The 26,868-nt window shown below is 69.0% G+C and carries 30 protein-coding genes and 1 pseudogene; 26 read left to right on the forward strand and 5 right to left on the reverse strand.

What is annotated here, in order from left to right:
• Positions 1 to 23: 23 nt before the first annotated feature.
• From BKA15_RS33185 to BKA15_RS33205, 5 genes are read left to right on the forward strand one after another with little or no spacing between them, the layout of a single operon-like run.
• The gene (locus BKA15_RS33185) at positions 24 to 1,613 is read left to right on the forward strand and encodes an ABC transporter substrate-binding protein (protein WP_218871682.1); all 1,590 of its coding nucleotides are present in this window, start codon (positions 24 to 26) and stop codon (positions 1,611 to 1,613) included.
• On the forward strand, positions 1,610 to 2,614 hold the full coding sequence (locus BKA15_RS33190) for an ABC transporter permease (protein ID WP_312879620.1): 1,005 nt from the start codon (positions 1,610 to 1,612) through the stop codon (positions 2,612 to 2,614). Before BKA15_RS33185 ends, BKA15_RS33190 begins: the two co-directional genes overlap by 4 nt.
• Positions 2,611 to 3,468: an ABC transporter permease gene (locus BKA15_RS33195; protein ID WP_179757894.1), complete on the forward strand. Its 858-nt coding sequence runs from the start codon at positions 2,611 to 2,613 to the stop codon at positions 3,466 to 3,468. Before BKA15_RS33190 ends, BKA15_RS33195 begins: the two co-directional genes overlap by 4 nt.
• Positions 3,465 to 4,265 carry an ATP-binding cassette domain-containing protein gene (locus tag BKA15_RS33200; protein WP_179757895.1) on the forward strand — a complete coding sequence of 267 codons (801 nt, stop codon included), beginning with the start codon at positions 3,465 to 3,467 and terminating at the stop codon, positions 4,263 to 4,265. The genes BKA15_RS33195 and BKA15_RS33200 overlap by 4 nt, the downstream gene beginning before the upstream one ends.
• Positions 4,265 to 4,870, forward strand: a complete 606-nt coding sequence (locus BKA15_RS33205) for an ABC transporter ATP-binding protein (RefSeq protein ID WP_179757896.1) — start codon at positions 4,265 to 4,267, stop codon at positions 4,868 to 4,870. Before BKA15_RS33200 ends, BKA15_RS33205 begins: the two co-directional genes overlap by 1 nt.
• Positions 4,871 to 4,945: 75 nt before the next feature.
• Here the strand turns inward: BKA15_RS33205 and BKA15_RS33210 are convergent, their stop codons facing one another.
• The 3 genes from BKA15_RS33210 to BKA15_RS33220 form a co-directional block, all read right to left on the reverse strand.
• Positions 4,946 to 5,146, reverse strand: a complete 201-nt coding sequence (locus BKA15_RS33210) for a hypothetical protein (protein ID WP_179757897.1) — start codon at positions 5,144 to 5,146, stop codon at positions 4,946 to 4,948.
• Between the two features lie 266 nt (positions 5,147 to 5,412).
• Positions 5,413 to 5,637 carry a hypothetical protein gene (locus BKA15_RS33215; protein WP_179757898.1) on the reverse strand — a complete coding sequence of 75 codons (225 nt, stop codon included), beginning with the start codon at positions 5,635 to 5,637 and terminating at the stop codon, positions 5,413 to 5,415.
• A gap of 460 nt (positions 5,638 to 6,097) precedes the next feature.
• Positions 6,098 to 6,709 (reverse strand): AAA family ATPase, encoded by a 612-nt coding sequence (locus tag BKA15_RS33220; protein ID WP_179757899.1) that lies wholly within the window; start codon positions 6,707 to 6,709, stop codon positions 6,098 to 6,100.
• Positions 6,710 to 6,783: 74 nt separating this feature from the next.
• Between BKA15_RS33220 and BKA15_RS33225 the strand changes: the two genes are divergently transcribed.
• The gene (locus BKA15_RS33225) at positions 6,784 to 7,449 is read left to right on the forward strand and encodes a hypothetical protein (protein ID WP_179757900.1); all 666 of its coding nucleotides are present in this window, start codon (positions 6,784 to 6,786) and stop codon (positions 7,447 to 7,449) included.
• A 29-nt stretch (positions 7,450 to 7,478) separates the two neighbouring features.
• On the opposite strand, the gene BKA15_RS33230 is transcribed toward BKA15_RS33225, so the two are convergent.
• On the reverse strand, positions 7,479 to 8,348 hold the full coding sequence (locus BKA15_RS33230; protein ID WP_246322481.1) for an SDR family oxidoreductase: 870 nt from the start codon (positions 8,346 to 8,348) through the stop codon (positions 7,479 to 7,481).
• Here BKA15_RS33230 and BKA15_RS33235 point away from each other — a divergent pair.
• The 19 genes and pseudogenes from BKA15_RS33235 to BKA15_RS33325 all read left to right on the forward strand — a co-directional run bounded on the left by BKA15_RS33235 (position 8,347) and on the right by BKA15_RS33325 (position 23,218).
• Entirely contained in the window at positions 8,347 to 8,943 is a 597-nt protein-coding gene (locus BKA15_RS33235; protein ID WP_179757901.1) for a TetR/AcrR family transcriptional regulator, read from the forward strand. The genes BKA15_RS33230 and BKA15_RS33235 overlap by 2 nt on opposite strands.
• 46 nt (positions 8,944 to 8,989) lie before the next feature.
• Positions 8,990 to 9,235 (forward strand): hypothetical protein, encoded by a 246-nt coding sequence (locus BKA15_RS33240; RefSeq protein ID WP_179757902.1) that lies wholly within the window; start codon positions 8,990 to 8,992, stop codon positions 9,233 to 9,235.
• Between the two features lie 26 nt (positions 9,236 to 9,261).
• Positions 9,262 to 9,564, forward strand: a pseudogene (locus BKA15_RS37455) (type II toxin-antitoxin system RelE/ParE family toxin); the annotation flags it as partial.
• A 138-nt stretch (positions 9,565 to 9,702) separates the two neighbouring features.
• Positions 9,703 to 9,912: a 50S ribosomal protein L31 gene (gene rpmE, locus BKA15_RS33250; RefSeq protein ID WP_179757903.1), complete on the forward strand. Its 210-nt coding sequence runs from the start codon at positions 9,703 to 9,705 to the stop codon at positions 9,910 to 9,912.
• Positions 9,913 to 10,019: 107 nt separating this feature from the next.
• The gene (gene prfA / locus BKA15_RS33255) at positions 10,020 to 11,096 is read left to right on the forward strand and encodes a peptide chain release factor 1 (protein WP_179757904.1); all 1,077 of its coding nucleotides are present in this window, start codon (positions 10,020 to 10,022) and stop codon (positions 11,094 to 11,096) included.
• An 8-nt stretch (positions 11,097 to 11,104) separates the two neighbouring features.
• Positions 11,105 to 12,001 carry a peptide chain release factor N(5)-glutamine methyltransferase gene (gene prmC, locus BKA15_RS33260; protein ID WP_246322482.1) on the forward strand — a complete coding sequence of 299 codons (897 nt, stop codon included), beginning with the start codon at positions 11,105 to 11,107 and terminating at the stop codon, positions 11,999 to 12,001.
• Positions 11,998 to 13,443, forward strand: coding sequence for an L-threonylcarbamoyladenylate synthase (locus BKA15_RS33265; protein WP_312879624.1), 1,446 nt, complete (start codon positions 11,998 to 12,000; stop codon positions 13,441 to 13,443). Before prmC ends, BKA15_RS33265 begins: the two co-directional genes overlap by 4 nt.
• Positions 13,444 to 13,470: 27 nt before the next feature.
• Positions 13,471 to 14,601: an MraY family glycosyltransferase gene (locus tag BKA15_RS33270; RefSeq protein ID WP_179757905.1), complete on the forward strand. Its 1,131-nt coding sequence runs from the start codon at positions 13,471 to 13,473 to the stop codon at positions 14,599 to 14,601.
• 251 nt (positions 14,602 to 14,852) lie between these two features.
• Positions 14,853 to 15,287 carry a Cg1360 family ATP-synthase-associated protein gene (locus tag BKA15_RS33275; protein WP_179757906.1) on the forward strand — a complete coding sequence of 145 codons (435 nt, stop codon included), beginning with the start codon at positions 14,853 to 14,855 and terminating at the stop codon, positions 15,285 to 15,287.
• A 21-nt stretch (positions 15,288 to 15,308) separates the two neighbouring features.
• The gene (locus tag BKA15_RS33280) at positions 15,309 to 15,623 is read left to right on the forward strand and encodes an AtpZ/AtpI family protein (protein ID WP_179747564.1); all 315 of its coding nucleotides are present in this window, start codon (positions 15,309 to 15,311) and stop codon (positions 15,621 to 15,623) included.
• A gap of 55 nt (positions 15,624 to 15,678) precedes the next feature.
• Entirely contained in the window at positions 15,679 to 16,479 is an 801-nt protein-coding gene (gene atpB, locus BKA15_RS33285; RefSeq protein ID WP_179758861.1) for a F0F1 ATP synthase subunit A, read from the forward strand.
• A gap of 41 nt (positions 16,480 to 16,520) precedes the next feature.
• Positions 16,521 to 16,742 carry an ATP synthase F0 subunit c gene (locus tag BKA15_RS33290; RefSeq protein WP_179757907.1) on the forward strand — a complete coding sequence of 74 codons (222 nt, stop codon included), beginning with the start codon at positions 16,521 to 16,523 and terminating at the stop codon, positions 16,740 to 16,742.
• Positions 16,743 to 16,764: 22 nt separating this feature from the next.
• The gene (locus BKA15_RS33295) at positions 16,765 to 17,319 is read left to right on the forward strand and encodes a F0F1 ATP synthase subunit B (RefSeq protein ID WP_376766849.1); all 555 of its coding nucleotides are present in this window, start codon (positions 16,765 to 16,767) and stop codon (positions 17,317 to 17,319) included.
• Positions 17,316 to 18,125 (forward strand): F0F1 ATP synthase subunit delta, encoded by an 810-nt coding sequence (locus tag BKA15_RS33300; protein WP_179757908.1) that lies wholly within the window; start codon positions 17,316 to 17,318, stop codon positions 18,123 to 18,125. The genes BKA15_RS33295 and BKA15_RS33300 overlap by 4 nt, the downstream gene beginning before the upstream one ends.
• A gap of 63 nt (positions 18,126 to 18,188) precedes the next feature.
• Positions 18,189 to 19,823 (forward strand): F0F1 ATP synthase subunit alpha, encoded by a 1,635-nt coding sequence (atpA, locus tag BKA15_RS33305; protein WP_179757909.1) that lies wholly within the window; start codon positions 18,189 to 18,191, stop codon positions 19,821 to 19,823.
• Positions 19,824 to 19,830: 7 nt separating this feature from the next.
• Entirely contained in the window at positions 19,831 to 20,742 is a 912-nt protein-coding gene (locus tag BKA15_RS33310; RefSeq protein ID WP_179757910.1) for a F0F1 ATP synthase subunit gamma, read from the forward strand.
• A 44-nt stretch (positions 20,743 to 20,786) separates the two neighbouring features.
• The gene (gene atpD / locus BKA15_RS33315; protein ID WP_179757911.1) at positions 20,787 to 22,238 is read left to right on the forward strand and encodes a F0F1 ATP synthase subunit beta; all 1,452 of its coding nucleotides are present in this window, start codon (positions 20,787 to 20,789) and stop codon (positions 22,236 to 22,238) included.
• A 2-nt stretch (positions 22,239 to 22,240) separates the two neighbouring features.
• Complete coding sequence (locus BKA15_RS33320; RefSeq protein WP_179757912.1) at positions 22,241 to 22,642, forward strand: F0F1 ATP synthase subunit epsilon; 402 nt, start codon at positions 22,241 to 22,243, stop codon at positions 22,640 to 22,642.
• Positions 22,643 to 22,735: 93 nt separating this feature from the next.
• The gene (locus BKA15_RS33325; RefSeq protein WP_179757913.1) at positions 22,736 to 23,218 is read left to right on the forward strand and encodes a DUF2550 domain-containing protein; all 483 of its coding nucleotides are present in this window, start codon (positions 22,736 to 22,738) and stop codon (positions 23,216 to 23,218) included.
• A 1,547-nt stretch (positions 23,219 to 24,765) separates the two neighbouring features.
• Here BKA15_RS33325 and BKA15_RS33330 read toward each other — a convergent pair.
• Positions 24,766 to 25,566 (reverse strand): endonuclease/exonuclease/phosphatase family protein, encoded by an 801-nt coding sequence (locus tag BKA15_RS33330; RefSeq protein ID WP_179757914.1) that lies wholly within the window; start codon positions 25,564 to 25,566, stop codon positions 24,766 to 24,768.
• A 56-nt stretch (positions 25,567 to 25,622) separates the two neighbouring features.
• Between BKA15_RS33330 and BKA15_RS33335 the strand changes: the two genes are divergently transcribed.
• Complete coding sequence (locus tag BKA15_RS33335; protein WP_179757915.1) at positions 25,623 to 26,633, forward strand: glycoside hydrolase family 5 protein; 1,011 nt, start codon at positions 25,623 to 25,625, stop codon at positions 26,631 to 26,633.
• Positions 26,634 to 26,868: the final 235 nt, after the last annotated feature.

Below are 26,868 nucleotides of genomic sequence, written 5' to 3' on the forward strand. Positions count from 1 at the left end.
GGGCGAGCAGAATGGCCGCCCTCATGGCGGCGGTTGTGCTCCTGATCATCACGGGGTGCAGCGGTGGTGGCGGCGAGTCCGGTCGGCCCGCCGCCCGCGGGGACGAACTGACGATCGCCGTCGGCAACGTGGCGGGAGGCGAGTTCGACCCGCTCAAGGGGTGGGGGAGTCGTCCGGCACAGATCCGGCCGATCCACAGTTCGCTGTTGGCGCTGGACGCCGATGTCAACTTCGTCGGCGACCTCGCCGCGGAGTACTCGGTGAGCGACGACGCGCTCCGGTGGGACTTCACCCTGCGGGACGACGCGCGCTGGTCGAACGGTGAGCCGGTGACGGCGCAGGACGTGGTGTTCACCTACGAGCTGCTGAAGAAGGACGCCAGTCAGTTCGATCTGAGCTTCGTCCGCAAGATCACGGCCGCGGACGAGAAGCACGTGAGCTTCCAGCTGGAACAGCCCCGGTCGACGTTCGTCAGCCAGCTGTCGGAGATCCCGATCCTGCCCAAGGACCACTACGGGCCGGAGTACTCGAGCAACCCGATCGGCTCGGGTCCGTACCAGGTCCGGAGCTATCAGGACGGCCAGCAGTTGATCTTGGAGCCGAACCCGCACTGGTACGGCGGCAAGGTCGCGTTCTCGTCGCTGACGTTCCTCTTCCTGGCCGAGGATGCGGCCCTGGCCGCGGCCCGGTCCGGTGGTGTCGACATCGCCTACGTACCGCCGGCCTATGCGGACCAGCAGATCCCGGGCATGACCTTGCAGACCTTCGAATCCGTCGACTCGCGCGGGCTCACCCTGCCGACCCTGCCGGCCGGCAACACCGGGAAGATCCGCGGCCAGGAGGTGAAGGTCGGCAACGACGTCACCGCCGATCGAGCCGTGCGGCAAGCACTGAACATCGGCCTTGATCGGGAAGGCCTGGTCGAGCTGGTGCTGCAGGGCCACGGCCGGCCGGCCTTCACCCTGGTGGACGGGCTGCCGTGGTTCAACGAGGCCGCGGCCTTCGAGGACGGCCGGATCGACGACGCCAAGCGGCTGTTGCAGCAGGCCGGCTGGTCGGATTCCAACGGGGACGGCATCGTCGAGAAGGACGGCACCCCGGCCCGGTTCGCCCTGCTCTACCCGTCCGATGATCAACTTCGCAGCGATCTTGCCCTGGTCGTCGCCGAACAGGCGCGTGCGTTCGGGATCGAGATCGTGGCTCAGGGCACGACCTGGGACGGGATCTACCGGGACGGCAAGGCCAACGCGGTCACCTGGGGCGGCGGCCGCCACCATGCCCATCAGCTGTTCGAGATGTATTCGTCCACGGCGATCGACTCCGGCTACAACAACATGCCGCAGTACTCGGACGAGACGGTGGACCGGCACCTCGCGGCCGGGCTCGCCGCAGCCGATCCGGCCGAAGCCAACGAGCACTGGAAACTCGCCCAGCTCGACGGCGAGGCGGGCTTCGCCGGCGAGCACGGCGACGCCCCGATCGTCTGGCTGATCCGGCTCGACCACTCCTACCTGGTGCGGGACGGGCTCGACCTGGGCAAAGGCCCGATCCAGGGCCACGGTCACGAGTGGGCGTTGTTCAACACCCTCGCCGACTGGAACTGGACCACGTGACGGTGGTGCACGGCCGTCTCGGCGGCACCGGGCTCGCCCGCCGGGTCACCATCCGGGTGCTGCGGTTCGTGACGCTGCTGGTCGGCGTGTCGGTGCTGGCCTTCGTTCTGATCTTGAATTCTCCGGTCGATCCGATCCAGGCCTACGTCGGCGCCGACGTCAATCTCACCGACGAGCAGCTCGAGCGGCTTCGCGCGTACTGGGGTCTGGACCGGTCGCCGATCGAGCAGTATCTGGCCTGGGCGCGCGCGATCTTGCAGGGAAACCTGGGCACGTCGACGCTGTACCGGGCGCCGGTGGCCGAGATCATCGCGGAGCGGTTCTGGGCCTCGTTCGCTCTGATGGGCGTGGCCTGGGTGCTCTCCGGCCTCTTCGGGTACGCCCTCGGCGTGGTCGCCGCCTTTCGCCGTGGCCGGCCGGCCGACCGGCTCGTCACCGGCTACAGCTACCTGCTGTCGTCGACGCCGGCGTTCTGGCTCGGCATCGTCCTGCTGATGATCTTCGCCGTCTGGCTGGCCTGGTTCCCGGTCGGGCTCGCCGGCCCGCACGGCGTTCCGGCCGACGAGGTCACGTTCGCGCAGCGGCTGCATCACTTCGTCCTGCCGGCGGCCACGCTCTCCTTGATCGGGGTAGCGAACATCGCGATGCACACCCGGGAACGGATGACCGACGTCCTGCACAGCGACTACGTGATCTTCGCCCGGGCCCGGGGCGAGCGTGGACCTGCCCTGTTCTGGAACCACGGGCTGCGCAATTCGATCGTCCCCGCGATCACGCTGCAGTTCGCGTACTTCGCCGAGCTGTTCGGCGGTTCGGTCCTGGCCGAGACGGTCTTCTCCTATCCGGGGCTGGGATCGACGCTGACCGCCGCCGCCCTCGGCTCCGACGTACCGCTGTTGTTGGGCATCGTCTTGATCAGCTCGGCCTTCGTGTTCGCCGGGAACCTGGTCGCCGACCTCGTCAATGCCGGGATCGATCCTCGAGTCAGGAGCCGGCTGTGACGGCCACCGCAACTCCGGTCCGGTCCGGCCCACGCTTCCCGCCGGCCCGGTCCCCGCTGGCCCGGTCCCTGGCTCTGGTGGCGACGCTGGTGGTCGGCATCACCGTGGGCAGCTTCCTGCTCGACGACGCGGCCCTGCAGTCCGACCTGCGATCGCGGTTGCTGCCGCCGAGCTTCGAGCATCTCTTCGGCACCGATCATCTGGGCCGGGACCTGTTCACCCGCGTGGTCAAGGGACTCGCCCTCTCGCTCGCCATCGGCGTGGCGACCGCGCTGCTCAGCACGGCGATCTCGACCGCGCTCGGCATCGCTGCGGCGCTGGCGGCACGTTGGCTGGATACGGCCCTCTCCTGGCTGGTCGACCTGTTCATCGGCATCCCGCATCTGGTGTTCATGATCTTGATCGCGTTCACCGTCGGCGGCGGGATCCCCGGCATCATGCTCGGCATCGCCACGACGCACTGGATGGCGCTCGCCCTGCTGGTCCGGGCGGACACCAAGCAGCTGCGCGACGCCGACTTCGTCAAGGTGTCCCGCGGGCTCGGCAAGAGTCCCTGGTTCATCGCCTCCCGGCACATCCTGCCGCTCGCCTTCCCACAATTGCTGGTCGGGTTCGTGCTGATGCTGCCGCACGTGGTGCTGCACGAGGCGGCGCTGACCTTCCTCGGCTTCGGCTTCTCCCCGCAGACGCCCGCGATCGGCATCCTGCTCTCCGAGGGGATGCCGCACATCCTGAGCGGGAAGTGGTGGCTGGCCGTCTTTCCCGGCGCGGCGTTGCTCGTCGTGGTGCTCTGCGTTGCGCGTCTGGGTGACCGGCTGCGGGCCCGGTTCGACCCGAGACTGGTGAACGCATGATCAACTTCGCCGCAAGGCCGCCGCTGCTGTCCCTCGAGGACCTCTCGGTCGAGTTCACCCGCAACGTCGGCAGGGTCCGCTCGGTGACCGCCGTCCGCTCGCTCAGCCTCGAGCTCGGGGAGGGCGAGATCCTCGCCGTGATCGGGGCCAGCGGCTCGGGCAAGACCCTGCTCGCCCAGGCGATCCTCGGCATCCTCCCGGCCAATGCGACGGTCACCGGGCAGCTCCGGTACGACCGCGAACCGCTGGACGAGAAGAGGCTGCGGACCCTGCGCGGCCGCGAGATCTCCTACATCCCGCAGACCGTCAGCCACCTCGACCCGCTGATGACCGTCGGCCGGCAGGTTCGGATCGGGCTGGACCCCCGGACCGCCGGGTTGCGGCAACGAGAGTTGTTCGCGCGGTACGGGCTCGCCGACGACGTGGCTCGGCTGTACCCGTTCCAGCTCTCCGGTGGGATGCTGCGCCGCGTACTCTTCGCCACCAGCATCCGGGACTCGGTGCGGCTCGTGGTCGCCGACGAACCGACCCCGGGGCTCCATCCGGACGCGGTGGCCGAGGTGCTGCGCCACCTGCGCGAGCTGGCCGAGGCGGGCACCGCGGTCTTGTTGATCACGCACGACATCTTCGCCGCGATCGCCGTCGCCCAGCGGATCGCGGTCATGCACCAGGGCGAGTTGCTCAGCGTGGAGGACGCCCGGGCGTTCGCCGGCGACGGCGCCGACCTGACCCACGCCTTCGCCCGTGATCTCTGGTGTGCCCTGCCGCAGAACCAGTTCCGTCCGGCAGGTGCCTGATGGCGTTGGTGGTCAGGGACCTCGCGTTCGCCCATCCGGGCCGGGAACCGCTCTTTCGGGCGGCGACTCTCCGGGTCGAGGCCGGGACGGTGGTCGGGCTGACCGGTCCGAGCGGCGTGGGCAAGTCCACGTTCGCCGCACTGCTGGCCGGTGATCTTCGGCCAGCCTCGGGTGAGATTCAGGTCGACGGCCGGCCGCTGCCGCGCCGCGGCTTCCGGCCGGTCCAGCTGATCCATCAGCATCCCGAACTCGCCGTCAATCCCCGGTGGCGGATGCGGTCGGTGCTGGACGAGGCCGGCCGGCCCTCCCGGGAGACACTGGACCGGATCGGGATCCGGCCCGACTGGCTCGAACGCTTTCCGGAGGAGTTGTCCGGCGGCGAACTCCAGCGATTCTGCATCGCCCGGGCGCTGCAGCCGGGCACCCGCTATCTCGTCGTGGACGAACTGACCGCGATGTTCGACGCGCTCACCCAGGCCGGGATCTGGCACACCCTGCTGGACCTCGTCCGTGATCGCGGACTCGGGCTGCTGGCGATCAGTCACGAGCCGGCGCTGCTGGACCGGGTCTGCGACGACCAGATCTCGATCGAGCGGCTGCGCTGAACCGCCGGTGGAAAGACGCGATCCCCGGACCGTGAGGTCCGGGGATCGAGTCGTTTTCTAGGGCCTGATCCGTGATCAGGCGTTGCGGGCGATCAGGCGGAGCCGACCGAACCGGCGCGGCCGACGGGCGCGCGCGGCGCGCCGCCCCTCGAGTGCCTGCAGGATCAGGGCCTCCTCGCTCGGACGGCCGAAGCGACCGACGGCCGGACGGTTGGCGGTCACCGAACCGGGGGTCCAGAGCGCGACGTCTCGCGGATCGTACTGAGAAAAGTTCATTCGTGTTCCCTCCCTTCGAGGGGTCTTGCTGGGGCGTGGCGGCCCGGGCCGGCCTGCGGGCAGACGAATCCACCGGACAGGCTGGTCCGGTCACTGCACTGTGAGAGTGGGGTGCCCAGCGCACAGCCCGCCCCTGGTGGGGCTGGCAGCGTCATTGGGCTGGCTACCGGATGAGGCTCCGGCGCCGCTGGTCCGAGCATCTCTCAGCCCGGCCAACAGCACCAACGAGCGAGCCCCGGAAGGTATTCCGCGCGGCGCAGACTTTCTCAGTCGGTGAGGCTGGCGACGCCGAGCCGCCGTGCGGCGAACAGCCGGAGCCTGGCGATGGGCCGGGGCCGGCGGCGCCGGTCGGCCTGGACCTGGTCCAGGGTGCGCAGGAACAGCGCCTCCTCGGCGGCCAGCCCGTGCTGGCACTGTTCGGTCCGGGTGAAAACCAGCGATCCGGGAACCCAGATGGCGGTCTCGCGCGGATCGTGGTCGTGCGTGATCATGTGTCGTCCTCCTTTCGAGGGCGTTGAGTCGCAGAGAGGTCGTACGAGTTGGGAGGCAGGAGTCGGCGCAGCGACGCTGAAAGTCAGCGAAGGTTGGCCGCGCGGTCGCGGCGGACGGTCAGCGCTGGGGCCGAATCAACAGACGGAATCGGCGGAGGCACAACCGGACGCGCCGATCTCAGCCGGCGCGGGCCAGCCGGGACCGGCCGACCAGCGAGTCGAGGGAACATGGTTCGACAAGGTGTGTGCACCTCCTTCTTCGTCGCCGACGAGTCTAGGGTCGGCCACCGACAGCCTGCCAATGGTTTTCAGGCGCCGGCTGGGCACGGGGTCCGGCTGCCGAGAGCCGGTGTCGTTTTCCTCCACGAGCGGAGCATTGGAGGCCGATTCCGGGGTGTAGCGGCCGAACTGCGGAGGTTTGGCGACACCGACCTGGACAGGCGATCGCCAGTCAGGGCATTCAGCCGGCGGCGCGAAGTGATGCGGGATCGACCACCGCTTCCGCCAGCCGCGCGAGCACTTCGTCGACGGTCTGCGTCACCGTCTGGCCGGTCGTGTCCAACCGAAGTCCGACGCGAGGCGTGCTTTCCACCGCGTCCTTGAGGACTTCCGGAGTGAGGGTGTTTGAGTAGCCCCCGCCCGGCCGTCGGCGGTATCTCTCCCGGATCGCCTCGATCGACGGATCGAGCATCACGAAATGCAGCGGCCACGAAGGGTCCGATTCGAGCGCGGACACGATGAACCGACGCGCTTCCTCCCCGAACAGGTTGTCGCTCAGGATCGCGTCAAAGCCGGCGGCGCGATAGAGATCGGCAACGGCGAGCGCCGCGGCGAACCTCAGGCGCAGCTGGTCGAGTGCGCCCGGCGGCGGCGGGATCTCCATCGTGACGGACCCGGAGACGACCAGGCGCTGGATCACATCACCATCGATGTGGATCGCACGCTCTCTGCGGGTGGCCAACTCGCATCCGACCGTGGTCTTGCCTGCGGCTGAGGGGCCAGAGATGACAATCAGTAGCCCTCCTGGCTGCCCGTCGTTCGCAGGGGTCGGCACAGCCTCATTCTTGCCCACCCGGGAGCTCCTCTGATCGTTCACTCGCTGGTCCAGAACCGCCGGTTGACAGACCCGGCGCTTAGTCTCGGTCCATGACAACGACGTCGCGGGTGCGCCTGGTGGCGGCCCTGGGGTTGGCCCTCGCCCTGGCCCTGTCGGCCTGCGCCGGTACGAGTCTCGGTCCGCGGGCCGTGGTCGCCGGCCACTGCGGCGCCCCGTCCCCTGGAGGGCAGAAGGCGTTTCCGGACGGGACGGTCAGGGATTGGGTGACCTACGGCGACATCCTGGTGCTACTGACCGTGACCGACGAGGACGAGCCCGCGCCTCGGGCCAGCCGGAGTCCCGGCCGGCTCGAGTTGCGGACGGACCGGATCGTGTGGCGCCGGCCGTCCCTGAACCCGGGCGTCGAGGTGCCCGAGACGATCACCGGCGGCTGGCAGCGGGGATTCGAGGTGGGGCAGGCCTGCCTCGCGGTCGTGACGTACGCCGACCTGGGCGAGACCGGCGTTCCGGAGTTGATCATCCTGCGGACCCTGCCCGTGGCCGACTCCGTGGTTCAGGCTCCGCCGCCCGAGGGAGACTTCAAGGCCGTGGAGGTGGTCGGCCGATCAGTCGAGGAGGTCGGGCGGATCCTCGACCAGGCCGAGGTCGACCCGTTCGCGAAGCCGTACCTGCATCTTGATCCGTGGCAGCGCCGGAAACGGGTGATGGAGGACAACCCGGGCCCGGTCGCGTCCCCTGCTCCGGGCGAGCGGTAGCGGACAGCGCCGCGACAAGCTCGGGCGCCTCAGAGTCGGGAACCACCGGTCGCGTCGATGGTGTGTCCGGTCACGTAGCGCGCGTCGTCGGAGGCGAGGAAGCTGATCACGTCGGCGATCTCGGCGGCCGTTCCGATCCGGCCGAGGGCGATCTGGGGCAGCACCTGCTCGACGGCCTCGGGGTTGCCGCGCAGCCAGCCCGCGTTCATGTCGGTGTCGATGATTCCGGGTGCCACGGCGTTGACGGTGATCCGGCGATGTCCCAGATGTTGGGCCAGGATCCGCGTGAAGGCGTCGATCGCGCTCTTCGTCATGGTGTAGCCGATGATGTCCGGCGTGGCGATCCGGGTGGCGCCCGAGGACACGTTCACGATCCGGCCGCCGTCCTCGAGACGGTCGAGTCCTGCCTGCACGATCAGGAACGGCGCGACTTGATTGATCTGTTGCTGCTGCAGCAGTGATTCGGAAGTGAAATCCTCGATCGGCCCGCGCAGGGTCACGCCGGCGTTGTTGATCATGGTCCGGAGGCGCTGTCCGCGGCGGTCGCCTGCTGCAGCGTCGTAGGCCTCCCAGAATCGATGGCCGGCTTCGGGCCGGTTCAGTTCCGCCCGGAAGGAGAAGGCGTCGCCTCCGTTCCGCCGGATCCGGGCGACCACCGTGTCGGCAGCGGCCGCATCGCTGCCGTAATGGACCGCGACGCAATAGCCGTCGCGTGCCAGTCGTTCGGCGGTTGCGGCACCGATGCCCCGGCTGCCTCCCGTGACGACGGCAAGGGGAGCGAGTTCGGCGGCGGCGGGCGGCGAGGTCTGGGTCATGCCATTGATCGTGTCATACGTGTATCGATCACTACAAGTATCGATCGCTACACGTATGCTGGCCGTCCCGAGAGGAGGATCCATGGCAGGGGTTTCGGGCCAGGGCCGAAGATTCGACCTGACCTCCGCCGTCGAGGCCGCGACCCAGGTGTTCTGGGAGTGGGGCTACGAAGGCGCCAGTCTCGCCACGCTCACGACGGCCATGGGGATCCGGCCGCCGAGTCTGTACGCGGCGTTCGGCTCCAAGGAGTCGCTCTTCTTCACCGTGGTCGACCACTACAACGCGACTCACGGACGGTTCCTCGCGGAGGCGGTCGCGGCTGAACTGGGCGGCACCCGGCTCGCCGATCGCGTACTCAACGAGGCTGCGACTCACTACGCCTCGACCGGCCACCCAGGCGGCTGCCTGGTGATCAGCGCGGCGGTCACGGTGACGCCGGGCCATCGCCACGTCGCCGACCGGCTCGCCGGCCTGCGCAACCAGAATCTCGCGACCTTCGAGTCGGCGTTCCGCCGCGATATCGACTCGGGTGAGTTGCCGCCGCACGCCGAACCTGCTCGGCTGGCCCGGTTCGTGGCCGCGACCCTTCAGGGGATGAGTCAGCAGGCCCGAGACGGCGCCCAGGTCGAGGATCTACGGGCCGTGGCGGCCCTCGCCCTCACCGCGATCCGTGGGTAGCTGTGATCGGCGGGTGTCGTCGGGGGGATCGTCGTACATTGACCGCATGTCGCTGAGTGCATCGGAGTACTACGAGGCGGGGATGTCCTTGCCTCCCGAGGTGCGCAAGGATGTGGCCCTGCGACTGCTGAGGTCGGTGGAGTCGGACGAGTCCATGGGGCGAGCAGCCGAGGAGTGGCTACGATCCGAAGTCGCAGCAGCCTACGACGCCTTGAAGGCAGACCGGTCGCGTGCAATCCCGGCCGACGACATCAGGAGCCGTCTCGAGGCCAAGTGGGCGGCCCGTTCATGACGGGCCGGGTTTAATTCACGCCGGAAGCCGCGCAGCAACTCGACGAGTGGATCACCAACGGGGCATCGGTCGAGGCGGCGCGGGTCTTCATCTCGGCGATCCTGGATCACTGCAGAAGCATCACGAAGTTCCCGAACGCTGGTCGGAATCGGGATGATGTCCGGCCGGGGCTGCGAACGACCACGTACCGGAAGCGGACGACGATCGCCTACGAGGTCGATGAGTCGACCGGCGAGTTCGTGATCAACGTCCTTGGCATTTTCCACGGCGGTCAGGACTGGGAGACCGCTTTGCACTCCAGTCCCCGGAGTGTTTCGGCCGACGAGTAGTCACCATCGGGCGGCGGGAATATCTGCGGGGCGTGGCGCATTTGGCGGGTGGAGGCAAGTACGGCAAACTTGCCCGGTGGTGCCGGTTCACGTCCGCGAACTGCGAGGCGACCCGGTGCCGAGAGACCGAGGAGAGAAATGAAGGCTGACATTCATCCCGCGTACGCGGTGACCCAGGTGACCTGTACCTGTGGCAACACGTTCACCACCCGCAGCACTGCGTCGGAGGGTGCGATCCGCGCCGAGGTCTGCTCGGCGTGCCACCCGTTCTACACCGGCAAGCAGAAGATCCTCGACACCGGCGGCCGCGTGGCCCGGTTCGAGAAGCGGTACGCCAAGAAGAAGTAGCTTCGACTGGGCGCCGGGAGGCGGGGGAGACCCGCCTTCCCGGCGCCCGTTTGCGTGTCTGCCCAGGATTCGCGCACCTGGTTTCGTCAGCTCCCCGTGGAGGGTCCATGTTCGAGTCAGCCCAGCCGTTGCGGGAGGAGTACGCCGAGCTGGAGGGCCGCCTCGCCGACCCGGCGACGCACACCGACCCCGCCCTGGCCCGCCGACTCGGCCGCCGGTACGCCGAGCTGACCCCCATCGTGACCGCGCTCGCCGATCATGAACGCCTCACCGCGGACCGCGAGGCGGCCCTCGAACTGGCGGCCGACGACCCGGCGTTCACCGCGGAGGCCGAACAGCTGGAGGGGAAGCTGACCGAGCTGACCGAGCGGCTGACCCGGCTGCTCGCTCCGCGGGACCCGAACGACTCGTCCGACGCGCTGATCGAGATCAAGTCCGGCGAGGGCGGCGAGGAGTCGGCGCTGTTCGCCGGCGACCTGTTGAAGATGTACAGCCGCTACGCCGAGCTGCGCGGCTGGAAGGTCGAGGTGCTGGACAGCCAGGAGACCGATCTCGGCGGCTACAAGTCGGTCACCGTCGCGGTGAAGGCGGCGAAGGTGGGCTCGCCCGACGACATGCCGTACGGGGTGCTCAAGTTCGAGGGCGGCGTGCACCGGGTGCAGCGGGTGCCGGTGACCGAGTCCCAGGGCCGGGTGCACACGTCGGCGGCCGGAGTCCTGGTGATGCCGGAAGTCGAGGAGACCGAGATCGAGATCAGCGACGATGATCTTCGGATCGACGTCTACCGGTCGTCCGGTCCCGGCGGCCAGGGGGTCAACACGACCGACTCCGCGGTCCGGATCACCCACCTGCCCAGCGGCATCGTGGTCTCCTGCCAGAACGAGCGATCTCAGCTGCAGAACCGGGAACAGGCGATGCGGATGCTGCGGGCCCGGCTGACCACGCTGGCCGAGGAGCAGGCGGCGGACGCCGCCTCGGCGGCCCGCCGGAGCCAGGTCCGCACCGTCGACCGTTCGGAACGGATCCGGACCTACAACTTCCCGGAGAACCGGATCGCCGATCACCGGATCGGCTTCAAGGCCTACAACCTGGACCAGGTGCTGAACGGTCAGCTGGACGCGGTGATCACCGCGCTGCAGGAGGCGGACACCGCCGAGCGGCTGTCCCTGGCCGGCCCGGCATGAACCAGAAGATGATCATGGATTCCTCGGTACGTACGGTGCTCGCCGAGGCCACCGACCGGCTGCGGGAGGCCGGCGTGCCGAGCCCCGACACCGATGCCCGGCTGCTGCTGGCCCACGCGGCCGGCTTCGAGCCGAGCCAGTTGTTGATCATGGACCGGGTCGACGATGATCAACGGCGCCGCTACCTGGAGTTGATCATCCGCCGGGCGCGCCGGGAACCGCTGCAACACCTGACCGGGCGGGCCTTCTTCCGGCACGTGGAGCTGGCCGTCGGGCCGGGCGTGTTCGTACCGCGACCGGAGACCGAGGTGATGACCGGCTGGGCCGTCGAGCGGTTGCAGAAGTCGATTATGGACGGAAATCGGCCGCTGGTGATCGAACTCGGCACCGGGTCCGGAGCGATCGCCAAGGCGCTCGCCGACGAGGCGCCGGGCTGCACGGTGATCGCCGTCGAACGTGATCATCGGGCCGCCGAATGGGCCGCCGGCAACCTGGCCGGGACCGGCGTCGAGTTGATCAAGTCCGACATGGCCGAGCTGCCGGGGGACTGGGACGGCCGCTGCGACCTGGTGATCAGCAATCCGCCCTACATTCCGTGGGAGGCGTACGAGTCCGTCGCGCCGGAGGCTCGTGATCATGATCCGGAGCTCGCCCTGTACTCCGGGGCCGACGGCCTGGACGCGATCCGGGTGCTGACCGGGCTCGCGGCGCGGCTGCTCAAGCCGGGCGGGCTGGTCGCCACCGAGCACTCCGACCTGCAGGGCGAGGCGGTCGTCGCGCTCTTCGCCGGGCACGGCGGATTCGGCTCCGTCCGCGACCACCGCGACCTGACCGGACGCTCCCGGTTCACCACCGCCGTGCGGGACGGATCCACTCGTACGGCTCTGGCAGGATGGGCCGGGTGAACGAAGTACGTGAGCAGGGCACCGGCGCCGCGGCCGACGAGCCGCTGAGCCCGCCGGAGCCCAACGGGTCCGCAAAGCCGGCGCCGGCCGACGCGGGCCCCCGACCCGGGCCGCCGGCGACGGAGACGGAGCCGACGGAGGAAGAGCGCCGGGCCGAGACCGAGCAGTGGATCAAGGACCACATGGCCGGCCGGGCCGCCGTCTCGGAGGTGACGGCGCCGAAGACGGACGAACCGCCGGAGCCGGTCGAGGCCGAATCCGATCAGGCCCTGCGACAGGCTGAGGGCACGGAGGAGCAGGCCGCCGAGCCGGCGGGCGCGGTGAGCGGTGCCGAACCGGACTCGGCCCTTGGACAGGCTCAGGACACGGAGGAAGAGCCGGCGGGCGATCAGGACGCGGAGGAACCGGCCGAGGACGCCGCGGAGGCCGAGCCGGAGGAACCGCCGCTGCCGGCCTACCAGCGGTTCGACATCACGGGATCGGATCCGGCCGCGCTGGCGGAGGCGGCGGAGGCGGCCCGGATCGCGATCGAGAACGGCGAGTGCGTGGTGCTGCCCACCGACACCGTGTACGGGATCGGCGCCGACGCTTTCGACGCGGACGCGGTGCAGCGGCTGCTGGACGCGAAGGACCGCGGCCGGGACACGCCGCCGCCGGTGCTGATCGGTGACGCCTCGCTGATCCGGGCGCTGGCCGACGACGTGCCGGAGCTGGTCGGACCGCTGACCGAGAAGCACTGGCCGGGGCCGCTGACCGTGATCGTCAAGGCCCGGGACTCGCTGCGGATCGACCTGGGGGAGACCCGTGGCACGATCGGGCTGCGGGTGCCGGACTACGAGCTGACCCGGGACCTGCTCCGGCAGACCGGCCCGATGGCGGTCAGCTCGGCCAACCTGAGCGGCCGGCCGCCGGCCCTGACCTGTGACCAGGCGATCGAGTACTTCGGCAACAAGGTGTCGGTCTATCTGGACGGCGGGCCGGTCGCGAGCCCCGACGGCGCGCCCTCGTCGATGGTCGACTTCTCCCAGAATGATCATGGCGAACTGCTCCGGGCCGGCGCGCTCAGCGTGGACGTGCTGCGGGAGACGCTGCCCGAGCTGGAGGACCTGACGGTCCCCGCCGAGGAAGCCGAGGCAGCCGAAGCCGAGCCGGCTGACGCCGAACCGACCGACGACAACCCGACCGACGCCGAGCCGACGGATACCGAGCCGTCGGATGCCGAATCGATGGCTGCGGGGGAGCCCGTCGACCCGGAGCCGACCGACGTCGGCCCGGCCGCCGAGGCCGGCACCGAGGCGAAGGGTGAGACCGAGGAGCCGGACAGCAGCGAGGACATCGAGCGGCTGATCAAGGAGCACGCGACCGAGCCCGTACCCGCGGATGATCAAGCGGACGATGATCATGTTGCGGCGTCGCCGAGCGAGGCGACTCCCAAGACCTAGTGGCGCAATCCATCCGGAAGACCGAGCGTGCGTGAATATCTGCTGGTGCTGCTGATCGCGGCGGCCGCGACCTTTCTGGTCAGCGGTCTGTGTCGCAAGCTCGCGCTGCGGTTCGGGGCGCTGGCCAAGGTCCGGGACCGGGACGTGCACACGATCGAGATGCCGTACTTCGGCGGCCTGGCCATGCTGTGCGGCCTTGCCGTCGCGGTGGTGGTGGCCTGGCAGTTGCCGTTCCTCGGCGGCCAGGAACTGGTCATCCAGGACTCCCGGGCGATCTTGATCGCGGCGGCGATCATCTGCCTGGTCGGGGTGCTGGACGACCTGTTCGAGCTGTCCGCGCTGGCCAAGTTCGCCGGCCAGATCGTCGCCGCCGGGGTCGTGGTCGCGCTCGGCGTGAAGATGCTCTGGATCCCGTTGCCCGGGCAGACGATCGCGCTGGACAGCTCCGCCTCGATCGCGATCACGGTGTTCTTCATCGTGCTCTGCTCCAACGCGGTCAACTTCGTCGACGGGCTGGACGGCCTGGCCACCGGGGTGGTCGGGATCGGCGCGCTGGCCTTCTTCGCCTACTGCTATCTGCTCACCGTCACCCAGGACCTGACCCGGGCCACCACGGCCAGCCTGATCACGGTCGCAATCGCCGGCGCCTGCCTCGGCTTCCTGCCGCACAACTTCTTCCCGGCGAAGATGTTCATGGGCGACTCCGGCGCACTGCTGCTCGGCTTCCTGCTGGCCACCTCGGGAGTCAGCCTGACCGGGCAGATCGACCCGTCGCAGATGCCGAGCGATCGCGGCCTGCTGCCGACCGTGCTGCCGCTGGTGCTGCCGGTGGCGATCCTCGCGTTACCGCTGCTGGACCTGGTGATGGCCTACATCCGCCGTACGTACCAAGGAAAGTGGTGGTTCGCCGCGGACAAGCAGCACCTGCACCACCGGCTGCTGGAGCGCGGGCACAGCCAGCGCGGCGCGGTGATGCTGATGTACGGCTGGTCGGCGCTGGTCTCGTTCGGCATGATCGGGCTCGGCCTGGTCCAGGACCGGGTCTCGGTGCTGGTCGCGGTCGGCCTGCTCGGACTCGCGCTGGTGCTGCTGGTGGCGACGCTCGGACGGCCGCTCAACGGTCGCACCAGAGTGAAGCCGCGAAGGGTCGCGAAGTAGCGCCCGAAGGCCGCCCCCCGATTGGAGCTCGGAGGAGACCTTGTGCTATTTTTCACAAGCATTGAAACGCCGAGTAGATCGGCCGGCCGGACAGACACCCCAAGGCCGGGGATCGCCCGACTAGGGCCCAGGACACCGTCCCTGGGTCGCAGATTAGGACAGCCGCCGTCATGACGACTGAACACTCTCCCTCGACAGCCCCGCCCACCGACGGCGCGCCGGCTGTTGGCACGGGGCCGAGCATTCACGTGGTGCGAGCGCGCAAGCTGCTGGTCGGCGGCCTGATCGGCGGCTCCGCCGCAACCCTGATCTGCCTGATCGTCTTCGGTCTGCTGAGCGGTCTCTCCGGGCTGCTCTCGGCGGCGGTCGGTGGCGGCATCGTGCTGGCCTTCTACACCGTCGGGCAGTACGTCATGGTGCGGACCGCCGGCGCCGGCGCCCGAACGTTGATGATCGTTTCGATGACCAGCTACTTCGCCCGGTTCTGCGTGGTCGGCCTGTTCCTGCTGCTGGTCGCCCGGAAGGGGGCCGGATGGGCCGCTCTGACGCCGCAGGCGGTGACCGCGACCGCGGTCGCCGTGGTGGTCGGCTGGCTGGCCGTGGAGATCTTCGTCTTCTCCCGGCTGCGGATCGGCGTCTACGACCGCGAGTACGTCGCCCCGGCGGTGAGCGGTGATCAGCCATGACACGCTATCGTCTGTGTCGCCATGACGGATCGGAACGACGGCGGCCGCGGCGAGCCGCCGGCGGACTCCTCGCCGGAACAGCCGGAGGAGGACCGCTCGACCTCGCCGCAGGACCGGCAGCGGTCCGACAAGGCGACGGGAACGGACCAGGGGCTTCGGGTGCTGTCGTACCTGATCGCCGGGATGGTCTTCTACGGCGGACTGGGCTGGATCGGGGACCAGTTGCTGAAGACGCGGTTCCTGCTGCCGATCGGCATCATCCTCGGCGCGGCCGGGGCCATTTTCTTGATCATCAGGCGGTACGGCGGCACGCCGGATCCGCGGAACAAACGCTGACCGTCTCTGACCGGTCGGTTCATAGGACCTTGGGAGAGGAGGGTCGGTGGGTTCACTGATTCCCGTTCTGGTTCCGCTCGAGACGGGCGGCGAAGGCGGATTCGTACCGCCGGGTCTGGAGGACTTCGAGTTCAACGGCGGGTTCATCCCCGGCGTCGACTGGTTCAACAAGCCGTTGGTCCAGGCGCTGATCTCGGTGATCATCATCCTGGCGTTCTGGCTGATCGCCTCCCGGCGGCTGAAGGTGGTGCCGGGCAAGGGCCAGTTCGTCAGTGAGTTCTTGTACTCGTTCATTCGCAACGGGGTCGCCCGGGACACCATCGGGCACAACTGGAAGCCCTACTTCCCGTACCTGCTGGGCTTGTTCTGCTTCATCTGGGTGAACAACCTGTTCGGTCTGTTCCCGGTGTTCATGTTCCCGACGTTCTCCAACATCGGGTACGCCTGGGGCCTGGCGCTGCTCAGCTGGATCATCTACAACGCGGCCGGCGTGAAGAAGCACGGCCTGATGTACTTCAAGAACAGCGTGCTGCCGGCCGGCGTCCCGCTGTGGCTGGCACCGGTGATCATTCCGGTGGAGGCTCTGTCGAACTTCATCATCCGGCCGATCACGCTGGCCCTGCGACTCTTCGGCAACCTGCTCGGCGGCCACCTCGTCGTGCTGGTGTTCGTGGTCGGCGGTACGTACCTGCTGACCCAGGCCGACGGGATCCTGCTCAACGCGGCCGGCGGCTTCACGCTGCTGTTCACCTTCGCGATCTTCGCGCTGGAACTCCTGGTGGTCTCCCTCCAGGCCTACATCTTCACCGTCCTGACCGCTTCGTACGTGGCCTCGGCCACGGCGGACGAACACTGACCTGCCCAGCTCCGGCTAGGAAACCGAAAGGAACGACAAGCATGACCCCGATGGAAATCAACGGCTCGATCAACCTGGTCGGCTATGGCCTCGCCGTCATCGGCTCCGGTATCGGCGTGGGGCTGATCTTCGCCTCCGTCATCCAGGGCACCGCTCGGCAGCCCGAGGCCCGCGGCGCCATGATGGGCACCGCCTGGATCGGCTTCGCCGTGGTCGAGGCGCTCGCCATCCTGGGCCTCGCCTTCGCGCTGTTCCTCACCTGATTCCAGAAACGAGAACATGATCATGGTGCCGATGGAGGGAATCGATCTCGGCCCGCTGCTGCCGCACCACCTCTCCGAGTTGATCATGGGGATCCTCCTCATGATCGTGTTGTGGCTGGTGATCCGGGCCAAGGTGATGCCGCGCTTCGAGCAGATGTACGACGAGCGTCGTGCGGCGATCGAAGGCGGGATGGAGAAGGCTGAGAAGGCCCAGGCCGAGGCTCAGGCCGCGCTGGAGGAGTACCAGGCGCAGCTGACCGAGGCCCGGGGCGAGGCCGCGAAGATCCGGGAGGACGCCAAGGCCCAGGGTGCCCAGATCCTCGCCGAGATGCGGGAGCAGGCGCAGGCCGAGGCCGCCCGGATCAAGGCGACCGGCGAGGCCCAGCTGGAGGCCGAGCGTTCGCAGTTGCTGGCCGAACTGCGGCGTGAGGTCGGTGGCCTGGCCACCACGCTGGCCGGCCGGATCGTCGGCGAGTCGCTGGACGACGACGAGCGCGCTCGCCGTACCGTCGAGCGGTTCCTGTCCGATCTCGAGGGCCAGGACGTCACGCCGTCGGAGACCGGGGCTTCCCGATGAGCTCCGCCGCCGAGGACCGACTGAGCGCGCTCGACTCGTCCCTGGACTCGATCCTGGCCTCCGGGTCCGGCAGCGAGCAGGGCCAGGCGGGCTCGGACCTGTTCGCGGTGGTCGACGCCCTCGACGCGCAGCCGGCCCTGCGCCGGGCACTGACCGACCCGGGGACGCCCGAGGAGGCGCGGGCCGGAATCGCCCGGTCGCTCTTCGAGGGCAAGATCGCCCCGGCGGCGGTCGAGTTGCTGGTCGCTGCGGTCCGGTTCCGCTGGTCCGGCGGCCGTACGTTCACGGTGGCGCTGGAGCGGCAGGCGGTCCGGGCGCAGTTGCGGTCGATCGGGTCGGCCGGCCTGGAGGAGACCGAGGACGAACTGTTCCGGTTCGGCCGGCTGGTCGATTCCGACGGCGCTTTGCGGTCGACGCTGAGTGACCGGTCGGCACCGCTGGGGCGGCGCCAGGATCTGGTCTCCGAACTGTTGTCCGGCAAGGCCAACGACGCCACGATCGCGCTGGCCCGGCGGGCCGTGGCGGCCCGGCAGCGGACGTTCGCCAACACGATCGCCGGCTACGTATCCTTGGCGGCGGCGGAGCGCAGTCGGCTGCTGGCGACGGTCCGGGTGGCGCGGCCGCTCGAGCCGGGTCAACTGGAGCGGTTGCAGCAGGCGTTGAGCCGGCAGGCGGGCCGGGAGATCTCGGTCCAGGTCATTGTCGACGCCGAGTTGCTCGGCGGGATCCGGGTGGAACTCGGCGACGAGGTGATCGAGGGGACCGTGGCCGGCCGACTCGACCAGGCTCGACGGCTTTTCGAATAACCGCGTCGATGAGACAGCGGTCCAAGATCACTTACTAGGCAACGTAGGCGAGAGCAGGAAACGATGGCAGAACTCACGATTCGCCCGGAGGAGATCCGGGACGCACTGGACCGCTACGTCCGCGACTACCAGCCCGAGACCGCCAGCCGCGAAGAGGTCGGCACGGTCGCCACCTCCGGCGACGGGATCGCCCGCGTCGAGGGGCTGCCCTCGGCGATGGCCAACGAACTGCTCGAGTTCGAGAACGGCACCCTGGGCATCGCGCTGAACCTCGACGTCCGCGAGATCGGCGTCGTGGTGATGGGTGACTCCGAGGGCATCGAGGAGGGGCAGCCGGTCAAGCGGACCGGCAACGTCCTCTCGGTCCCGGTCGGCGACGGCTACCTCGGCCGCGTCGTGGACGCGCTCGGCCGCCCGATCGACGGCCTCGGCGAGGTCACGCCGCTGGACGAGCGGCGTGCGCTGGAGCTGCAGGCCGCCGGCGTGATGGATCGCCAGGAGGTACGGCAGCCGCTGCAGACCGGCCTGAAGGCGATCGACGCGCTGACCCCGATCGGTCGCGGCCAGCGGCAGCTGATCATCGGCGACCGCAAGACCGGCAAGACGGCGATCGCGGTCGACACGATCATCAACCAGAAGGACAACTGGGCCTCCGGCGACGAGCAGCAGCAGGTCCGCTGCATCTACGTCGCGATCGGCCAGAAGGCGTCCACGGTGGCCGGCATCCGGGCCTCGCTGGAGGAGGCCGGCGCGCTGGAGTACACGACGATCGTGTCCGCCCCCGCGTCCGACCCGGCCGGCTACAAGTACATCGCCCCGTACACCGGCTCGGCCATCGGCCAGCACTGGATGTACCAGGGCAAGCACGTCCTGATCGTCTTCGACGACCTGTCCAAGCAGGCCGAGGCGTACCGGGCCATGTCGCTGCTGCTGCGCCGCCCGCCGGGCCGCGAGGCGTACCCCGGTGACGTCTTCTACCTGCACTCCCGGCTGCTGGAGCGTTGCGCGAAGCTCTCCGACGATCTCGGCGGCGGCTCGATGACCGGTCTGCCGATCATCGAGACCAAGGCCAACGACGTGTCGGCGTTCATCCCGACCAACGTCATCTCGATCACCGACGGCCAGATCTTCCTGCAGTCCGACCTGTTCAACGCCAACCAGCGGCCGGCCATCGACGTCGGCATCTCGGTGTCCCGGGTCGGTACGGCCGCCATGGTCAAGGCCATGAAGACCGTCTCCGGTTCGATCAAGGTCGACCTGGCCCAGTTCCGCGACATGCAGGCGTTCGCCATGTTCGCCTCCGACCTGGACGCCACCACCCGGCGGCAGTTGGAGCGGGGCGAGCGGCTGACCGAGCTGCTGCGGCAGCCGCAGGGCAGCCCGTACCCGGTCGAGGAGCAGGTGGTCAGCGTCTGGGCCGGCACCACCGGCAAGTTCGACGAGGTCCCGGTCGACGACGTGCTGCGCTTCGAGACGGAACTGCTGGAGTACCTCCGGCACAACTCCGAGGTGCTCGGCACGATCCGCGAGACGAAGCTCTTCGACGACGACACGGCCGCGGCACTGACCAAGGACATCGACACCTTCAAGCAGGGCTTCCAGACCTCCGACGGCCGTCTGCTGGCCGGCCGCGAGGAGCACGAGGCGCTGGAAGAGGACGAGGTCGAGCAAGAGCAGATCGTCAAGCAGAAGAGGTGATCGTCTAGTGCCTGCTAGCCTGCGCGAACTGCGCCAGCGCCGTGCCTCGGTGTCGAACATCAAGAAGATCACCAAGGCGATGGAGCTGATCGCTGCCTCGCGGATCATCAAGGCCCGGCAGCGGGCCCTGTCGGCGGCGCCGTACGCCCGGGAGCTGACCCGGGCCGTGTCGGCGGTGGCGACCTTCTCCAACACCGATCACCCGCTCACCACCGAGTCGGAGAATCCGCGCCGGGCGGCGATGCTGTTGATCACCGCCGACCGTGGTCAGGCCGGTGCCTACTCGACCAACGCCATCCGGGAGGGCGAGTCGCTGACCCGGCTGCTCACCGACGAGGGTCGCGAGGTCGTGCCGTACCTGACCGGGCGCAAGGCGGCCGCCTACTACGGCTTCCGCCGGCGCGAGGTCGCCCAGCAGTGGACCGGGTTCTCCGATGCGCCGCAGTATGCCGAGGCGCGGGAGATCGCCGACACGCTGATCAGTGCCTTCCTCACGCCGTACGAGGAGGGCGGGGTGGACGAGATCCATGTCGTCTACACCCGTTTCGTCTCGATGGTGACGCAGCGGCCGGAGGTGATCCGGATGCTGCCGCTCGAAGTGGTGGAGGGTACGGAAGCGCCGCCGGCGGAGGAACTGCTCCCGCTGTACGAGTTCGAGCCGAACGCCGAGACCGTACTGGACGAGTTGCTGCCGCTGTACGTGGCCAGCCGGATCCAGTACTGCCTGCTGCAGTCGGCGGCCTCCGAACTGGCCAGCCGGCAGCGAGCGATGAAGGCGGCGACCGACAACGCCGAGGAGCTGATCGAGAAGCTCACCCGGGATGCCAACCAGGCCCGCCAGGCCGGCATCACCCAGGAGATCAGCGAGATCGTCGGCGGTGCCGGCGCCCTGGCCGACGCGACCGCCGAAGCCGACTGACCAGCCGTACAACCATGCCTGAACAAGAAACCCAGTGAGGAACCATGACCGCCACAGTTGAGGAGAAGAAGGAATCCGCCCCGGCCGGCGTCGGGCGCGTCGCCCGGGTGATCGGTGCGGTGGTGGACGTGGAGTTCCCCGCCGACCAGATGCCGGACATCTACCACGCGCTGCTGGTCGACGTGACCGTCGGTGACGAGACCCGGACGATGACCCTCGAGGTCGCGCTGCACATCGGCGAGAACCTGGTCCGGACCATCGCCCTGAAGCCGACCGACGGCATGCAGCGCGGTGCCGAGGTCCGCGACACCGGCGCGGCGATCTCGGTGCCGGTCGGCGACGTCACCAAGGGCCGGGTGTGGAACGTGACCGGCGACTGCCTGAGCGCCGACACCGCGAGCCTGGACATCACCGAGCGCTGGCCGATCCACCGGCATGCGCCGGCGTTCGACCAGCTCGAGGCGAAGACGGAGATGCTGGAGACCGGCATCAAGTCGATCGACCTGCTGACCCCGTACGTGCAGGGCGGCAAGATCGGCCTGTTCGGCGGCGCGGGCGTGGGCAAGACCGTGTTGATCCAGGAGATGATCTACCGGATCGCCCAGCTGCACTCCGGCACCTCGGTGTTCGCCGGCGTCGGCGAGCGGACCCGTGAGGGCAACGACCTGATCAACGAGATGGAAGAGATGGGCGTGTTCAAGGACACCGCCCTCGTCTTCGGCCAGATGGACGAGCCGCCGGGCACCCGGCTGCGGGTGGCGCTGTCGGCGCTGACCATGGCCGAGTACTTCCGGGACGTGCAGAACCAGGACGTGCTGCTGTTCATCGACAACATCTTCCGGTTCACCCAGGCTGGCTCGGAGGTGTCCGCGCTGCTCGGCCGGATGCCGTCCGCGGTGGGCTACCAGCCCAACCTGGCCGACGAGATGGGCCAGCTGCAGGAGCGGATCACGTCGACCCGCGGTCACTCGATCACCTCGATGCAGGCGATCTACGTGCCCGCCGACGACTACACCGACCCGGCGCCGGCGACCACGTTCGCCCACCTCGACGCGACCACCGAGCTGTCCCGAGAGATCGCGGCCCGCGGCCTGTACCCGGCCATCGACCCGCTGACCTCGACCAGCCGGATCCTGGACCCGCAGTACATCGGCCAGACGCACTACGACGTGGCCACCCAGGTGAAGCAGATCCTGCAGCGGAACAAGGAACTGCAGGACATCATCGCGATCATGGGTGTCGACGAGCTGTCCGAAGAGGACAAGATCGTCGTCGCGCGGGCCCGCCGGATCCAGCAGTTCCTCAGCCAGAACACGTACATGGCCGAGAAGTTCACCAACGTGCCCGGCTCGACCGTGCCGCTGTCGGAGATCATCGAGTCGTTCCGGATGATCTGTGACGGCGAGGTCGACCACATCGCCGAGCAGGCGTTCTTCAACGTCGGTGGCATGGAGGACGTGGAGCGTCGCTGGGCCGAGCTGCAGCAGGACAACTGATCATGGCTGAACCGTTGCAGGTCGAGGTCGTCTCGGCGGATGAGGTGGTCTGGTCCGGTCAGGGCACGCTCATCATCGCCCGGACGGTCGACGGCGACATGGGCATCATGCCCGGGCACGCGCCGGTGCTGGCCGTCCTGGCCCCGGGCGGGGTGGAGATCGTCACGCCCGACGCCTCCCGCGAGGTGGTGGCCGTGGACGGTGGCTTCCTGTCCGTCGCCCAGGGCCGGGTGTCGATCCTCAGCGAGTACGCGCGGATGGCCGACGAGATCAGCGTCGACCAGGCAGAGCGCGAACTCGCCGACGCCCAGGCCCGGCTGGACGCCGGCGAGGACACCGAGGAGGTACGTCAGCACGTGATGCGCGCCAGTGCTCAGGTGCGGGCGGCACACAAGGTACGCTGAGGACTTCCGCCCGAATGGTGTCCGGTTCAACGAATCGGACACCGGTGGCGGGACGCCGAACCCACCACCGAGAGACAGGGCCCCTAGACGACGATGGCAGGCTGGATCGGCGCCGTCGTTGTCGCGCTGGTGATCTTGGTGGTCGTGGTCCTGCCGCTGGTCTCCCTTGCCCTGCGGCAACGCTGGGTGACCAGACAGGGCAGTGCCTTCGAATGCAGCATGCGGCTGCGACCCGTAGCCGTCGGCCAGCTCCAGGCCGATCAGACTCCGAGCACCAACTGGGTGCTCGGAGTCGCTCGTTACAGCCACGACCGGGTCGAGTGGTTCCGCTTCTTCTCCTTCTCGCCGTTCCCGCGGATGACCTTCCGCCGCAACGGCTCCCGCGTCGTCGACACCCGCGACCCTGACCCCGCCGAGGCCGTCGCCCTCTACGACGGCCAGCGGGTCGTCCGGATCGCGATCGGCCACCAGGAATCCATCGAGGTCTGGGAACTCGCCATGAGCTCGGACTCCCTGACCGGCTTCCTGGCCTGGCTCGAAGCCGCCCCGCCCGGCACCGCCATCAACGGCTTCTAACCCCTCCCACAAACGCCGACCGGTCAGAAAAGCAGGCGTTTCTGCGGCGTGTCGCTGCGGTTGTGACCGGTCGGTTGGGCTGTGGGTGATGGGCGCCCGCGCGTCCGGCCAGTCCGGGCCGGTTCGTGCGATCGCGCGGCTCGTCGGCGATCGGTCTGGTGGTCGGGGCGGTTGAGGCGGGTCACAGTGAGCGGGCTCCGATGTTTGGCCGCTGGGCAGTCCGCGTGCGGCGGTCTCGGCCCGAGCCATTCGATGTCCGGTCCCGACGACCCCTCTGTTCGGAGCCCCTCCTGCGACGCGCTCACGAATCGACGACCAAGCAAGATCAACAGGCCCGGGAGCTCGAGGTCTCGAGCGAACCGTCGCGGACGTGAGTCGGCGGTTCGGCAGCCTCCGGCCCGGATCGGCGGGGCGTCGCCAACGAACGTCGGCGGCATCTGGCCAGCCGCGATCGGTCGCCGATCCGCGACCGTTGGAGCGATCACCGGTTGTCGCGGATCGCGCGCCGGGAATGCACTGCGGGCGATGAGACACGGTCGGACCGCCGAGCCTGTGTGAATCCTCGTGACAGCAAGATCTTCGGTCGGCTTCGTCTCGACGTCGCCGAGCGGACCCTTTGACCGGCAGAACCGGCCGCCGGTGCGGTCAAGCGATCCGCTCGAAGGCGGATGGTCAGCTCGACCCGAGACTCTTGCGGAGTCTCGCCCGACGTGGGCGACGGCCCGGCTGCTCGTAGCCGGTCGAGCTGACGTCGGCCGCCGCCACCGGACATGTCGACCGCGACGATCACAGTCGCGCGGTCGTCTACATCGCCCGCCGTGCGGCCGCGGTGACCGTACCGCTGTGGATGCCGCGGATTCCGTCGATCGGCGCTGAATCCGACGCGGCGACGCCGGACCCGCACCGTCGTTCACCGCCGAGTGGTGCAACTCTTTTCGCGGGTGCAACCGTCGGGCCGACCCGAAGGGCAAGCGCGATGCGATCCAATTGCCCTTCCGCCCACTCGCCGCAACCGAAGGCCGCCCCGATCGCGGTCCGGTCACCGTGCGACCCCAACCCTCTCGGCGGACCCAACTCCGCCGAACTGCGGTCCCGCACCATCGTCGCGAGCGCCTCCCGCAGGCCGCGCCGAGTGGGCGCAAATGGTAGGCCCGACGCGATTTCGCTGCCATTTGCGTCCGCTCGATGCGATCCAGGGTTGTCCGGAACGCGGTCCGGTCACCGCCCGACCCAACTTTCTCGGCGGACCCAGCGCCGCGGAACTGCGATCCCGCACCATCGCGCGCTCCTCCCGCCGGCCGCCAAGCCACCGAGCGGACGCAAATGGCAAGCCAGGCGCGATTTCGCTGCCATTTGCGTCCGCTCGATGCATTCCAGGGTTGCCCGGAACGCGGTCCGGTCACCGCCCGACCCCAACTCTCTCGGCGGACCCAGACCGCGAACCTGCACCCAGCGCGAGCCACTGCCGCCGACTGCCGACCGGTGGATGGGTCGCCGGCCTGCGGCTACGGGCCGCGCGTCGTCGGTGCTGAGCGCCGGCGCCGGGGCTACGTCGTCGCGGTTCTGGAGGTCGAGTCAGGGACCGGGAGGGTGAGGGCGGCTCGGACCGGGACGTGGTCGGAGGGGTAGCGGCCGCCGACGGTGCGGTCGACGATCTCGGCGTCGATCACACCGATCCCCGGGCCGACCAGGATCCAGTCGATCCGGTCGGCGCCGGGCCTCGGCGGGGCGTAGTTGCCGAAGGTGCCGATCGCCGGGCCGGTCGCGGCCTCGTCGATCGCGTCGCGGAGCCCGCTCTCGATCAGGATCCGATGGGTCGGCGTACCAGTGCCGACGTTGAAGTCGCCGAGCAGCAGGACCGGCTCCTCGGTGCGCGCCGCCTGCTCGGCCAGCCAGTGCGCGGAGCGGACCCGGGCCGGCTCGCTGACATGATCAAGATGACCGTTGATCACCACGAACCGTACGCCGGAGACGGAGTCGGCGAACCTCGCCCGAGTGATCATCCGGGGCAGCTCGTTGCCCCAGGTCGCGGAACCGGGCACCTCCGGAGTGTCGGACAGCCAGCGGTGGGCCACGTCGAGCACGGTCAGCCGAGCGGTGTCGTAGAAGATCGCCGAGGTCTCGTCGGAGTTCCGGCCGCGCCGGCCCTCGGCCAGGTACGCATAGTTCCGCGGCAGCAGCGCGGCCAGGTCCGCGATCGCCTCCGGGTGACCCTCCTGGGTCCCGAGCACCGTCGGCGCCAGCTCTCTGATCAGCGTCGCCACCGGCTCCCGGCGGACCGACCACGGATGATCATCGAAGGCGAGACTGGTCCGCAGGTTGTAACTGACGACGGTGAGCGGCTGCACGATGCACGATCGTAGTTGGCCGTACCGGCGGGCAGGGCGCCCGGTACGGTGTGCCCATGCGTGGCGTGAATCTCGGCGGTTGGCTGGTGTTGGAGAAGTGGCTCACCCCCTCGCTCTTCGCGGGAGTGCACGCCGAGGACGAGTACCAGTTCATGTCCACGCCGGGCGCGGTGGAGAAGCTGCGCAAGCACCGGGCCGAGTTCCTCGCCGAGGACGACTTCGCCTGGATCGCCGATCACGGGCTGGAGCTGGTCCGGATCCCGGTCGGGCACTGGGTGTTCGGCGACGCGCCGGAGACCGGACCGGACGGGCGGCAGCTGCTGCTCGGCTGTCTCGACGAGCTCGACTGGGCGATGGAACAGTCACGGCGGTATGGGCTCCGGGTGCTGCTCGACCTGCACGGCGCCCCGGGCTCGCAGAACGGTCGTGATCACAGCGGCAAGAGCGGCCGCCGCGCGTGGTACGACAACGCCGACTACCGGCGCCGGACCGTCGACGTGCTGGAGCGACTGGCCCGGCGCTACCGCGATGCCGATCACCTGTGGGGGATCGAGCTGCTCAACGAGCCGATGGACCCGCGGGTCTGGACCTTGATCACGTTCTATCGCGAGGCGTACGGGAGGTTGATCACGATCCTGCGGCCCGGCACCAAGATCGTCTTCTCCGACGGCTTCGTGCCCTGGCTGACCCGCGGCGCGATCCGGCCGGTGCCCGACTTCCCGGTGATCATGGACTGCCACCTCTACCAGTGCTTCTACCCGTGGGACCAGAACAACTCCGTCGAGCACCACCTGCGCAAGGCCCGGCGCAGCCGGGCGAGGTTGATCAACTGGCTGAGCCGCCGGCACCCGGTGATCGTGGGGGAGTGGAGTGTGGCGCTGCCCGGCCGGACCATCGCGGGCCTCTCCGACGAGCTGCGGCACGCACTGCGACGCGACTACGCGGCGGCCCAACAGGAGGGCTACGCGGCTGCGGCGGCCTGGACCTATTGGAACTACACGGCCGAGGAACGCAACGAATGGAACTACCGGGCCCTGGTCGAGGACGGTCAACTGGTACCGCGCTGAACGGTCCGGAAGGAAACCATTCCCGGGATGAATGGTTCTCGGACACCATCTGTACATCGGAATTCCCTCGTTCCGCGCCATTCTGTGGAATTCACCAGCGCCGATTGTCGGCACCGACAGTTGTGTCACGATTGACGAGATGTTCCGTGTGGCGAGTTGCCACGTGTCGATCCGTCCCGCCAGACTCCTTCGCGGCGGGGAATCCAATTCCGGGTGTCGTTCGCCCAGGTTCGGC

Source organism: Microlunatus parietis (assembly GCF_013407955.1).
Classification (GTDB): Bacteria; Actinomycetota; Actinomycetes; order Propionibacteriales; family Propionibacteriaceae; genus Microlunatus; species Microlunatus parietis.

Coding starts and splice junctions, on each gene's coding strand:
- BKA15_RS33185 (WP_218871682.1), top strand. CDS start 24: ATGGCGGCGGTTGTGCTCCTGATCATCACGGGGTGCAGCGGTGGTGGC.
- BKA15_RS33200 (WP_179757895.1), top strand. CDS start 3,465: ATGATCAACTTCGCCGCAAGGCCGCCGCTGCTGTCCCTCGAGGACCTC.
- BKA15_RS33205 (WP_179757896.1), top strand. CDS start 4,265: ATGGCGTTGGTGGTCAGGGACCTCGCGTTCGCCCATCCGGGCCGGGAA.
- BKA15_RS33210 (WP_179757897.1), bottom strand. CDS start 5,146: ATGAACTTTTCTCAGTACGATCCGCGAGACGTCGCGCTCTGGACCCCC.
- BKA15_RS33215 (WP_179757898.1), bottom strand. CDS start 5,637: ATGATCACGCACGACCACGATCCGCGCGAGACCGCCATCTGGGTTCCC.
- BKA15_RS33225 (WP_179757900.1), top strand. CDS start 6,784: ATGACAACGACGTCGCGGGTGCGCCTGGTGGCGGCCCTGGGGTTGGCC.
- BKA15_RS33235 (WP_179757901.1), top strand. CDS start 8,347: ATGGCAGGGGTTTCGGGCCAGGGCCGAAGATTCGACCTGACCTCCGCC.
- BKA15_RS33230 (WP_246322481.1), bottom strand. CDS start 8,348: ATGGATCCTCCTCTCGGGACGGCCAGCATACGTGTAGCGATCGATACT.
- BKA15_RS33240 (WP_179757902.1), top strand. CDS start 8,990: ATGTCGCTGAGTGCATCGGAGTACTACGAGGCGGGGATGTCCTTGCCT.
- rpmE (WP_179757903.1), top strand. CDS start 9,703: ATGAAGGCTGACATTCATCCCGCGTACGCGGTGACCCAGGTGACCTGT.
- prfA (WP_179757904.1), top strand. CDS start 10,020: ATGTTCGAGTCAGCCCAGCCGTTGCGGGAGGAGTACGCCGAGCTGGAG.
- prmC (WP_246322482.1), top strand. CDS start 11,105: ATGATCATGGATTCCTCGGTACGTACGGTGCTCGCCGAGGCCACCGAC.
- BKA15_RS33280 (WP_179747564.1), top strand. CDS start 15,309: ATGACGGATCGGAACGACGGCGGCCGCGGCGAGCCGCCGGCGGACTCC.
- BKA15_RS33290 (WP_179757907.1), top strand. CDS start 16,521: ATGACCCCGATGGAAATCAACGGCTCGATCAACCTGGTCGGCTATGGC.
- BKA15_RS33295 (WP_376766849.1), top strand. CDS start 16,765: ATGGTGCCGATGGAGGGAATCGATCTCGGCCCGCTGCTGCCGCACCAC.
- BKA15_RS33300 (WP_179757908.1), top strand. CDS start 17,316: ATGAGCTCCGCCGCCGAGGACCGACTGAGCGCGCTCGACTCGTCCCTG.
- atpA (WP_179757909.1), top strand. CDS start 18,189: ATGGCAGAACTCACGATTCGCCCGGAGGAGATCCGGGACGCACTGGAC.
- atpD (WP_179757911.1), top strand. CDS start 20,787: ATGACCGCCACAGTTGAGGAGAAGAAGGAATCCGCCCCGGCCGGCGTC.
- BKA15_RS33320 (WP_179757912.1), top strand. CDS start 22,241: ATGGCTGAACCGTTGCAGGTCGAGGTCGTCTCGGCGGATGAGGTGGTC.
- BKA15_RS33325 (WP_179757913.1), top strand. CDS start 22,736: ATGGCAGGCTGGATCGGCGCCGTCGTTGTCGCGCTGGTGATCTTGGTG.
- BKA15_RS33335 (WP_179757915.1), top strand. CDS start 25,623: ATGCGTGGCGTGAATCTCGGCGGTTGGCTGGTGTTGGAGAAGTGGCTC.